Source organism: Pseudomonas ekonensis, assembly GCF_019145435.1.
Lineage (GTDB): Bacteria > Pseudomonadota > Gammaproteobacteria > Pseudomonadales > Pseudomonadaceae > Aquipseudomonas > Aquipseudomonas ekonensis.
On the sequence record NZ_JAHSTS010000001.1, the window covers coordinates 2,808,906 to 2,821,441 of the forward strand.

1 protein-coding gene is annotated in these 12,536 nt (G+C 71.5%); it reads right to left on the bottom strand.

Features of this window, described 5'->3' with window-relative positions:
- Positions 1–25 precede the first annotated feature (25 nt).
- Positions 26–12,532 (bottom strand): filamentous hemagglutinin family protein, encoded by a 12,507-nt coding sequence (locus KVG96_RS12420; protein ID WP_217892337.1) that lies wholly within the window; start codon positions 12,530–12,532, stop codon positions 26–28.
- Positions 12,533–12,536 lie beyond the last annotated feature (4 nt).

Sequence of the window (12,536 nt, forward strand, 5' to 3'; positions counted from 1 at the left end):
CCCGAAGCGTGTTGCCACGAGAGTCCTAGAGCGTCAGCTGGCGCTGCTCTTCTTCAGTCAATTGCTGCCGCGCGCGGTCGTCGAGCACCCCGGCGCCCAGCACCTGCACCGGGCTGTCCGGGTTGTAGCCCGGCGCCGGCGCACGGCTGGCGCCTTCCCGGGACGGCGCCAACTGCTCGGAACCGAAGCCCAGCACCTGCACGGTAAACACCGACGCCTGGTTCTGCCGCGCCGCGGCCTGCTGCTGGCGCGCCACGTCTTCGGCCGCCTGGGTCGCCGACGAGGCCGCCGAACTGGCCGAGGTGATCGCCCCGGTGTTGACCGACGCCACCACCGGCACGCCGCTGGCCTTGCCCTGCACCGCGATGTTGGCGGCGTTGACCACGGTCAGGGCGGCGATGTTGACGTTGCCCGACACCCGGATCCCCGCTTCGCCGGCATCGATGGTGCCCAGCGGCGCGATCAGGTCGATGTCCCCCGGCGCCACCTCGGCGATGGGGTTGAGGGTCGCGATCCCCGCGCCGGTGCTCGGCACCGACGGCGACAGGCTGACGTTGCCCCACGTGTCGTAGACCCGCTTGGGCGGCGTGTAGACCACGGTGGTCTTCGAGCCCCGGCCGGCGTTGATGTCGCCTTCGGCCGACCAGCCGACGATGGAGCCGCCGAAGGTGGTCATGATCCGGCTCTGGCCGAGCAGGATGCTGCCTTTGGCGTAGAGCTGGATGTCGCCCTGGCCCTGGGTGACGATGCCGGCGGTGGACGGCGGCGCCGCGCCTTCGATGCCGAACACCTGGCCGCCGCCCGGCGTGAGCATCTGGATGCCGCCGCCGAACAGGGTCTTGACCCCGGCACCGCCGAACAGGGTGATGTCGCCGTCGTAGCGGATCGGGTTGCCGGCCACGTCGGTGCTCGGGAACAGCGCCGCGATGGCGTTGCGGCCGCGCAGGTAACTGCCCTTGCGCGGGCCGTCGGCGTCGTTGTACTCACGTCCCCCGGCCCGCAGTTCGGCGAAGTACACCTGACGGGCGAAGATCGACTGCTCGGCCGCCGGCAACGCCGCGTAGAAAGCCTGGGCCTGCGCTTCGCCGCCGCTGAAGCCGTAACGGAGGCTGAGCCAGCTGTTCAGTTCGCCCAGGTAAGTCTTGGCCACCTTGCCCGGCTGCGCGCTGAGCGACACGTTCGGGTCGGCCAGGTTCTGCCGGTCCAGGTATCGGGCGACGAACCGCGCGTAGTCCGGCCCCTGCGCCCCCGCCCCGGCCTGCAGCACCACGCTGGCGCCGGGACGGTTGTCGCCGGCCGCCACCGGCCCGAGGCTGGTGATCGCGGCGCGGTCTTCCATCAGGATGTTGCGCCCGGCGTTGACTTCCAGGGTGCCGGGGCCTGCGATGTCGAAGCCGCTGTAGAGGATGTCGCGCCCGGCCGAGACCCGCGACACGTCCCGCGCATCGCCGTGGATGAACAGGTTGCCGGTGGACGTGATGCTTTCGGTGCCGCGCCCCAGGCCGTCGCTCGGCACGGCGGTCGGCTGGCCGAGGTTGGTGCCGGACGCCACGATGTCGCGGCCCGCCAGCATCCACACCGGCCCCGCCGCTTCGTACCAGGTGCGCCTGGACAGGTCGAAGCTCAGGGTCTCGCCGCTGCGCACCCCCACCAGGTCGCCGGTCAGCGCATAGAAGCGCGCCGGGGCCTGCGCCGCGCCCGTTGCCGAATAGGTGTCGGCGCCGAACGCGAACAGTGGGTAACGCACGTTCTTGTTCGCGGCCACGCCGTCGCTGCCCCGGTTGGTCATCACCGGCGTGGCGCTGACGTTGTCGCCGAAGCCGTTGAACGCCGGGGCGAACGGCGTGGCGACGGACGACAGGCTGGCGCCGGAGCGGTTGATCGCATAGCCGCCGGCGTAGATCGAATCCCCCGCCAACAGCTCCAGCTGCCCGGCGTTCGATGGCGCCAGCAGCAGCGAATAGCCCTTGAGCGGATACACCCCGCCCACCGAACCGTAGGCCGCCGAAGGGCCTGCGTAGATCGAGCCCTGCCCGGCCACCGCCCGCAGGACCGACGGATACACGAAGCGCCCGTCGGTCGGCGAGCTGTTGCTGCCCTCCACCGGCAGCGACGAGCTGGCGACGATCTCCGCCATCTGCGTGCTCGGCGTCAGGTTGCCGCCGGCCGAGAACAGGTCGATGGCGGTGTGGTCGGTCCACAGCGAGAATCCGCTCAGGCCGCCGCCGGCGTGCACGGTGCCGTCCGCCGTGGTGAACGGCGTGGAGTTCTGCAGGCGCACGCGGCCCGGATCGGCCGCGCCGCCGAGCACCAGGTCGCCGCGGGTGTTGATGCGCATGCCGGCGTCGCCGGGGATCAGCACCAGGCCGCCGGACGCGCTGCCCAGGGTGGAGGTGAACAGGTCGAACGGACGGGTCTCGCGCGGGTCCTGCTGGAACGGCGCGGAACCGTACTGCAGATTGATCCCGCCCACTGCGCCGCCGCTCAGTTGCGCGGCGCCGCGCAGGTTGATCAGCGCGCCTTGCAGGTCATGCTGCGGGGCGGCGGTGCCGCTCTGCCCTGCCCGTGCGGCCAGCGACGGGTTGAGCGCGCCGCCGATGCGGATGTCCATGTCGCCGCCGCCGGTCAGTTGCAGGCGGCCGTCGCTGCCCACCCGCCCTGTGCTGCCCACCGCCACCACCAGCCCTTGCCCGCGCGGGTACAGGTTGGTGTTGCCGCTGCCGCCCATAGCCTTGAGCTGCCCGCCGTCGGCGCCGGCGCGCAGGCTGATGTTGCCGCCGCCCAGGGTGCCGAAGCCCGTGAAGCCGACCAGATAAGCACCGGTGTCGACGCTCTGGTCCGGCAGCGGCTGGGTCGCGTAGCTGCCGAAGTTGATCCACCACGCGGTCGGCACGTCCGCGTTGCCGGTGCCCTGACGCCACAGCCAGTTGCCGACGGCCACGCTCGGCACCTGCTCGCGGGTGTCCATGTTCTGCGAATAGCCGCGACGGCCGAGCACATCACCGGACACCGAACCGCCGGCATTGATCGTCAGGTTGCCGCCCAACTGCGGATACCAGGCCTGGTACAGGCTGTCGCGGCCGCCGTCGACCCATTTCTCGTTGTCGGCGTCGGCACTGCCCAACACCGAGCCGTTGTCCGACAGGCGCCCGCGCGGCTGGTTGAAACGCGGATCGACGTCGGCCGACTGGGTGCCGGCGGTGTACACGCCGAACGGCGACGCCATGCTCAGGTCGCCGGCCGCCGACACATCCAGGTCGCCGGTGCCGGTGCGCAGCACGCTGAACATCTGGGTGCGGGTCTTCACGGTGACGCCCGGCTTGTTTTCCACGCACAGTTCCGGGAACGAACCGCACCAGGCGAGCACTTCGTCGTCGGTCATCGGCGCGTTGTCCGGCATGCCCATCCAGTTGCCCGGCGCCCAGCGCCAGCGCGGCGCCGGCACGCAGGAGTTGGGCGCCCAATCGCACCAGTCCTTGAGATCGTCCGGCACCGGATCCCCCGGCGTGAAGCCGCCCAGGTTGCCGTCGCCCCACACCAGCGTCGGCGGTTTCTCGGTGATTTTCATCCCGTAATGGGTGTCGGCCAGGCGCAGATGGCCGTCGCTGGCCACCGGCTTGACCGCGCGGGTGTCGGCGGCGTCCAGGTCGGCGCCGGCCACCACCCGCATCGACCACGACGCGCTGCCCGACGGCAGCAGGCTGGCCACCGCCCAGTTGCGGCCCTGGGTGGTGCCGCTCAACGGCCGCAGTTCGATGAACGTCGTGCCGTCGGCCAGCGCCACGTCGGTCATGGACGGGATCAGCGAGCCGCGCAGCAACGCCAGCGAGCCGCTCAGGCGCACGCCCTTGACGGTCTGGGCATCGCCTTCGACGCTGCCCGGCAGCGGCACGCCCTTGGGCCAGGTCAGGCCCAGCAGCGCCGTGTTGCCGTTGAGGCGGATGCCGGCGCCCAGGCGGGTGCCGGCCGGCACGGTCACACTGTCGCCCAGCAACGTGCCGGCGGCGTACAGCAGGTTGCCCGAGCCGTCGTGCACGGGGCCGGCCAGCACCGTGCCGGCAGCGAAGGTGTACGGCGCCGCCAGGGTGCCCTGGGTCGGCAGCAGCGTGCCGGCGGCCAGGGTCGCGGCCTGCAGCGGCACGTCGTAGTTGAGGGTGGCGCCCGCCGGGAACAGCGTGCCTTCGGCCAGGGTCACGCCGGTGCCCGGCACGATCAGGTCGCCACCGAACGGCTGGATGCCCGGCAGCAGTTTCCAGCCGGCGTCGTCCACGGTTTCGGGCGGCGGCGCAAAGCCGTCGTTGAGGCTGCCGTACACGTCGAGGTTGCCGCCGGCACGGATCGCCAGGCTGCCCGCCTCGCCGGAACCGTACACCGAGGTCTTCTGCGTGTGCGGATTGAGGCTGGCGTAGCGGTAGCCCGACAGATCGATGTCGCCCTGCACCACCAGATCGCCGTCGGCGGTCTTGCTGGCGATCTCGACGCCGGGGCGCAGGTGCAACGCGTCGCTGTAGGCGCGGCTGCGCAGGCCCGCGAGCTTGCGTTGCAACAGGTCGCCGTTGGCCAGCGCGGCATCGATGAACGCGCTGCTGTCGCCGTGGATCCGGTTCAGGTAGGCCTGGTCGATCACCTGGTAAGGACGGCCGCTGGCCGTCGGATCGGTGCCGTCGGCGGCATCGGTGTAGCGCCGCACGGCGTTGAGCCCGATGGAGCGCGCGCCCTGGATGTCCAGCGCACCGCCGGCGTCGATGGCAATGTCGTTGGCGCCCAGGCGCGGCGCATACAGCTCCAGGGTGCCGCGCAACCGGCCGTCATGCTGCCCCGGCAAGGTGCCGGCCACGGCGTCGGTGCCGTGGCGCAGGTCGATCCGCGCGCCTGGGGCCAGGGTCAGCAGACCGTCGCCGGCGTTGAGTTCGACCGTCGCCCGGTTCGGCGCGTCGATGATCTGGCCGTAGCTGTCGACCCGCAGCACCCGGCCATGGGCATCGAGCATCCCGTTGCCGGCCAGGGTCAGGCCCTGCTTGCCGGCCAGGCGGATGCTGCCGACCCGCTCGCCGCTGGCGTCGATCAGCCCGGCGACCGTCAGGCTGCCGTTGTCCACCGACACGCTCACCTCGCCGGCCTTGAGCCCGTCGCCGATCACAAGGCTGCCCTGCTTGAGCTGGAAGCTGCGGCTGCCGAACACCTGCCCGGCGTTCAGCCGCCCGTTGAGCGCGGCGAACTGCTCGTTGAGGTCACCGCCCAGGCGCTGGGCGCGGATGTCCACCCCGGCGGCCTTGTACGGCACCCACGTGCCGCCGGCATCGTAACGCCCGCTGGCGGCGCCGAGGATCTGCCCCAGCAGATCGACCATGCCCGCGTCCGCCCCCAGGGCCACCGCGCTGAGGGTGCCGGCCTGGTTGTTCTGCGCCGACAGGTCGATGCGCGAACCGGACGCCTGGCGGATCGAGCCGTTGGCGCTGTGCAGCACCACATCGCCGCCCCAGCTGTACTTGTTCACGTCGTTGAACGGCAGCGTGCGCCCGGCCACGTCCAGCAGCGCGCCGGCCGCCAGGGTCAGGTCCTGTTCGGCCTTGACCGTCAGCTTGCCGCTGGCCAGGGCGATGCGGCTGTCGAGCACCACGTCGCGGGCGTCCAGGGTCAGTTCCGCGCCCAGCGCATCGGCGCGCGCCAAACCACCGCCGCCGCTGAGGGTGAGGCGTTCGCCGGCCCTGAGCCGGTTGACCGACGCCGCCTCGCCGGTCAGCAGCGGCGTACTCAGGTTCAGGTTGCCGCCGCTGTAGGCGTAGCCCTTGACCGGGTCGTAAGCGCCCTGGGCCTGGTACACCGACAGGCTGCCCTTGTGGTTGGCGGTGATGCGTTCGCTGGCGCTCAGGTTGACGTTGGCGAACCCCAGCGCCAACCGGTCGTTCTGCGCCAGGCCGTTGGGCTGGGCGTAGGCGCCGTAGCCGAACTCGATGCGCTGCGCCTGGATGTCCAGGGTGCCGCGGCCGGTGCCCGCGCCGCCGGCGACCACCGCGCCGGGGGCCTGGGTCGCGCCGTTCCAGATCAGGTTGGCGGTGCGCAGGGTCGCGACGTCGCCGGCCTCGCCCAGGCCGTAGACCGCCGGGGTGGACAGCATGAAGTTCTTGAGCCGGCTCTGGCCGGTCACGGGGTCGAGCGTGTCGAGGGTGACGCTGCCGTAGAAGTTGAACGCGTCACGGGTGGTCAGGTTCAGGGTTTCCAGGGCCGGCGCGCCGAACTGCGTGTCGCCGCGCAGCAGGCGGTCGAGCACCTGCTGGTTCAGGGTCAGGCCGGTCGGCACCTTGGCCCCGGCCTGCGCGAGAGCCTCGGCGCTGCCGGCGTTCACCGCCCCCACCGCCAGCGACAGTTGGCGGGTGCCGAAGCGCACCGAATCGCCCAGTTCGAACTGCTTGTCGGTGGCGGCGGTGATGCTGCCCTGGGAATACAGCAGCGCCGGTTCGGCACAGGCCGCCGTGGCGCAGGTGCCGATGCGGATGCTGCCGGAAGACGTGATGCCGTTGCCCGCCGCCGGCGCCAGCACATTGTTCCAGCCGTTGGACACCACCAGCAGGCTGGCGGCCCCCGGCTGGTAGACGTAACCGCTGGCGGAATCGTATGGCACGCCGCCCCGGCTCAGGGTGTTGATGCCGGCCCCCGCTTCCACGGTGATGGCGCCGCTGCCCGCGTTGCTCCACAGCATGACTTCCGGCGCCGACAGCATCGCGCCTTCGCGCAGGGTGACGCTGCGGGTGTTGCCCTTGAAATCGACGATGTTGCCCGCCGTGACGTAGTCCACCGTGGGCGTCGCACCGATGGCCAGGCGACCGGCGCCGAGCCGGTTGAGGGTGTCGGCATACAGCGAGACCCCGGTGAAGCCCTCGCTGCGCGAGTGTCCGGCGCCGAGGATCTCGATGTCCGCCAGGCTGCTGCCGCGCACCACCGCCGAACCGGCCACGCCGCCCGCCGCCGCACCGGACAGCACCTGGCCGTTGAAGTCCAGGGCGATGTCGTGGCGCCCGCCGTTGGTGAGGAACAGGTTGAGCGACTTGGCGTCCGCCGGGGTCAGCGCCCGAGGCACGCCGCGCCGGGCGGCGTCGCTGCGGATGAACGCGGCGAGACCGGTTTCGTTGTACTGGGAGTAGCGGCGCAGCACGTCCGCCGAGGTCAGGATCAGCTGACTGGCCACAGTGTCGCGCAACCCGGTGTTGGCCACCGACAGCAGGCCCGACGCCGTCCACGAGCCGTTGCGCATCGCCAGCGCGCCGCCGGCCGCCGTCGTGGCCTGACCGTTGACCTCGACCCGGAACGCGCCGGGCAACAGGGCGAAGGTCGAGGGCAGCAAGGTGTACGTGCCCGCCGCCAGTCCCGGCACGCCGGCGCCGATCGTGATCTGCTGGCCGATCCGCGGATCCGACGCGCCCGCCTCCGCGAGCATCGGCGCGTAGGTGCTCTGGTTGCCCGGCACGATCGCGTACACCGGGTTGGCCGCCAGCCCCGGCAGGCTGAACGTACCGTCGGCGGCGTTGCGCACCAGCGGGTTGAACCGCGCATCGGTGGAACCGCCGCGCCCGGACACGAAACCGGCGCCGCGCAGGTCGCCGCCACCGGACAGGTCGATCAACGCCCCGTTCTGCACATCGACGTACTGCGAGCGCAGCGTCACCCCGGCCGTGTCGCCGCTGATGCCGTTGAGCACCACCGGCTTGCCGTTGTAGCGGTAGTCGATCCCGTCGGTGGTGCCGCCGTACGGCATCACCAGCCCGGCGCCGCTGACCGACGTCACGCTGCCGGGCAACAGGCGCACTTCGCGGGTCTGGGTCAGCAGGTCGTCGCCCAGGGTGATCATCCCCAGCGGCGCCCGCAGGACGCCGCCCTGCTCGATGTACCCGGCGAACAGGTTCAACTGGCCGAACACCGAGTAAGGCAAGGCCTGCGGCGCGGCGCCCGCTGCGCCGATGCTCAGCGTGCGGCCGGGGCCTGCGTCGGCGCCGGCGCGCGTGAAGCCGACGCGCACATCGGCGGTCACGCCGCTGGCCGGGTAGATCTGCGCCGCACGGAGATCGAGGTCGCCCGGCGTCCACAGCTGGGTCTTGGCCTTGCTGTCGGTCGGCGCGAGGAAACGCAGGTCGCCGCGGCTCTCCAGCGAGACCCGGTCGAAGCCCCGGCGCCCGGAGGACACCGCCGGGGCACCGTGCTGCAGGATCGAGCCGCTGGCGCCGAACGACAGGCTGTTGGCCACGTCCAGCAGCTCCGCGCTGGCCCGCAGCTGCGCCGCCGACAGCGACACCGGCAATTGCGAGGACGCGGTGTTCTGGATCAGCGGCCGGATGACGCCGACGTTGGTGAAGTACTGGCCGATGCCGGACAGGCGCAGGTACGGTGCCGCCAGGCTGACTTGCGCGGTGTCCTTGCCCTGCTCGCTCAGCGACAGCACACCGGCATACAGGCTCAGGCGCTGGCCCATGCGCAGGTCGACATCGCCGTCGAACGACAGAAAGCCGTTGCTCATCAGGCTCAGGCTGTCGAAGCCGCCCGCCATCAAACGGTCGGCGCTCAACCGCGCCTGGCCGTAGCTCAACGGCGCCGAAGCGTCCGCCGACGGTGCGGTCTGGCCGATGACCATTTCCCGGGGCTTGCGCACTTCGTTGCCGGCGCTGTCCTGGTACAGCGGCGAGTCCAGCACCACCTCCAGCTGCCCGCCCGCCGCCCCGACGCCGCCGGCCGCCGCGTGCAGGCGGCCTTCCAGGGACAGGCCATTGTAGGAACTGAACGCGATGCGCCCGCCGTCGCTGGCGACCCGGGTCGGCCCCTGCCCGGCGATGTCCAGCGTCGCTTCGGTGCCGGACGCCTCAAGCCTGGCGCCCTCGCGCACGATCACAAAGGCGTCGGCGGACGTGGCCGTGGCCTTCTTCGCGTCGATCTCGCCGCCGACGATGATGCTGCCGCCGCGCCCGACCTGCCCGTACACCCGGCCGAGGGCGTCCACCGCCGTATTCGCCCGGCCCGCCACGTCGAGCACGGCGTGTTCGCCGATGAGGATCGAACGCTGGTGCGCTTTCGGGTCGGCGGTCTGGTCGGAAGTCGCAGGGTCAATGGCCGCGAATTGCTGCTGGCGGATATCGATGGTGCCGCCCCAGGCGTTGAGCTCGCCGTCGATTGTGATCTGCCCCGGCCCGCGCAGGCTGATGCGCTGGCCCGGATCGACGCTGATCCGCGAACCCTGCCCCAGCAGCAACGGGCTGTTGGCCGGGTCGATCAAGTTGCGCAGGCTCGCCCCGGCCTGCAGCGACAGGCTGGCCCCGGCGCGCTGGGTCAGGCGGCCCTGGGTCGGGCTTTCCTGGAGCAGGGTCGGCGTCCACACCTGCATCGCCGTGTCCGGGTCCGGGTCCACACCGCTGGGGCGGTCGGCCGCCGCATCGGCGAACCGGTAGACCGGCATCGTCACGTCGAGGGCGGTGCCGTCGGCCACGGTCAGCCCGTTCAGGCCGATCAGGCTGTAGGCGGAGAAGCCTTTGCCGAACAGCGCCGGGGTCAGGTGCAGGGTGTCGTCCGCCAGCGTGCCGGAACCCTGGCCGACGCTGATTTTGCCGGCCTGCACCGTCAGGCTGCCGCCGCCGGTGACGCCGTAGCCGCGCACGTCGCCGTCGAAAACCAGCCGGGAATCGCCGGGGGCGGAAATGGCGCTGGACTCCAGCGTCACATCACCGCCCTTGCCGCCCCGGGTCTTGCCGTTGGCCAGCACCGCGCCGCCGGACGACACGTCCAGCAGGCTGCCGGCGGCGACCCGGATGTCGCCGCTGCTGCGGATCGACACCGAACCGCCGTTGAGGTACGCCAGGCTGGCGGAATCGTCGGGGTCGCTGCGCAGGTTGGTCCACAGGCCACGGGTGTCCAGGCGCACGTTTTGGGCGATGTCCACCACGGTCGGCTGGCCGTCCGGGGCGCTGATCCGGGTGTCCGCACGCTTGTCGGTGTTGAGCTGGTTGAGCACGTTGCCCAGGTGCAGGCTGCCGCCCCGGGCGGTGAGGTCGGCACCGACGTGCACCTGCGGCCCGTAGAGGGTGATGTCGCCCCCGGCGTCGACGCTCAGCGCGCCGTCGACGTCGATCCGCTCCTTGGCCGCGACCTTCAGCGCACCCAGCCGCCAGCCGTTGAGGGTGTCGGCGTCCAGCGTCAGCGAGCCGCTGCGTGCGGCGGGCACGGCACCGGCCAGATCCGCCGGGGCGTCGGCGCCGCCGACGTTGTCGATCAGCACCCGGTCCATCAACGGATTGAGGCCGTACAGCAGGCCGCCGGCCGCCGCCACGTAGGCCGGGTCGTAGCTGCCGACGATCAGTTGCGCGCGCCGGGCCAGTGCGGTCTGGCTCTGCTCGTAGCCGTCCAGCGCCGCGCGCGGGGCCTGGGTCTGGCGCTCGCCCTGGAAGGTTTCGCCCAGCAGTTGGCCGCCCAGCACCGCGCTGCGGGTGCCGATCACCAGTTGTCCGGCGTCGCGGCCGACGGTGTAGCCCGACTCGAAACGCTTGCCCGGCGCGATCAGCGGGTTGTAGTACACGCGGGTCTGGCCCCAGCGTTCGCTGCGGTCTTCGTAGCCCTTGTACAGCCCGGTGTAGAGCAGGTCGCCCGGCGCCCGCGAGACCTCGTACAGGCGCCCGTCCGCGCCGCGCAGCCAGCTCTGGCGGATCTCGCCGCTCTGCACGTCGAGGGTGCCGCCGGACAGGTTGATCAGCGAGCCGCGCTCGGTGACCACGTCGTTGCCGGCGAAGCTCACGGTGCCGCCCTGGGCCATCCATTCGCCGATGCCGTGGCCGCGGGTGCCGAGGTAGCCGCCGACCTCCAGCAGGCCGCCGGCGGTGTACCAGCGGTCGGTGGCGTAGCCGTTGGTGCCGGCGGGCACGTACACCAGCTCACGCACATCGACCCAGACGTCGTTGCTGTTGAGCGCGCCTTTTTCGCGGTTGACCGAGGCATCGCGCTGCTCGTTGCCCTGGACGTTGATCTTGATGCTGTTGGATTCCATCGCCACTTTCACGCCGACGGCCCCGGACACGTCGATCAGGGCGCCGTCGCGCACCACGCTGCGGCGCTGGGCCGTCACCGCGACCTGGCCGCCGGTGGCGAGGGTGACCGAACCGTTCTGGAACTCGACGCTGCCGCCGCTCTGGATGTCGATGCGCGACTGGTCGCTGCGGATCCGGTTGTTGGCGTTGACCCCGGTCAGCGCGGCCTGGTGCTGGCTGTCCAGGGCGGTGAGGTCGCTGCCGTCGAGCAGGATCGCCGTGGCGCTGCCCGAACCGAGGGTGACGCTGCCGGTGGTGTCGGCCGCCGGGTTGAGCAAATGGATCGTGCCCCGGGTGGCCACCGAGGTGCTGGCCACCGCGACGCCGTTCTGCACGACGTCGTGGCCGGTCAGGGTGATGTCGCCGGTGGCGGCCTGGATCAGGCCGTTGTTGCTGACCTTGCCCGCGCTGGCGCCGGCCTTGAAGCCCGGCGTGACTTCGTTGCCGAACGTGGTGGAGAAAACGTTGCCTTCGGTGCCCGCACCCTTGCGGATGTAGAAGCGGTCGCCGGCGCCGAGCACGGTCTGGCCCTTGGCGGTGGCGATGCGGCCGTCGTTCTGCACCTCGTTGCCGAGCAGCAGCACATAGCCGCCGGCGGCGGTGGACGTGGCCGGCGCGTGGGTCTCGAGGGAGGCGCCCCGCTCCACCAGCACCTTGCCGGCGGCGTCGGTGAAGGTCGCCTGGCTGGCGCTGCTGTCGACGTACAGGCCACGGTCGCGGAACTGGCTGTCGCTGATCGTCGCGGCGGCGGCCACCAGGTTGCGCACGTTGACCTGGCTTGAGCCGCTGAACACCACACCGTTGCGGTTGATCAGCATCACCGTGCCGTCGCCCTTGATCGCGCCCTGGATCTGGCTCGGCCGCGCCGCCGGGTCGTTGATGCGGTTGAGCACCGCCCAGTCCGCCTGCTGGGCAAACTCAACGGTGGTGTTACGACCGACGTTGAAGGTTTCCCAGTTGAGGATCGCCTTGTCGGCGGTCTGCTCGATCTTCACCGTGGTCTTGCCGTCGGCCTGGGACTGCTGCGGGCCTTTGGCGTTCTGCCAACCCTGGGCCAGGCTGTTGTCGACCTTCAGCCCGCCTTCGCCGAGCCCGTCCGGCACCCACTGCACCGAGCCCAGCGCCGCGGCGCGGCCGGCGGCCTGGACGGCCTGCTGCGCGGCGATGGCGGCGACGGTGTTGTTGAGCGTCTGCAGCGAGCGCTGCAACTGCTGGTTGGCCCGCTGCTGCTGGGCCAGCGGCGGGGTCATGCCCGGCAACCCGCCGACGCTGCCCCGTGCGGCGGCATTCTGCTGCGCGGCGCCCTTGGCCGCGAACCAACCGGAGCTGAACGCGGTCGCCGCCTCGGCGCTGCCCGCCACCAGGCACAGCGCGACCGCGTGCGCCAACGGCTTGAGCAGCCACAGGGTCGGCTGCGCGGCGGCGTGCGGGAGGGACGGAGCAACGTTACGGCGACGGGACGGGCGAGCGGGCATCACT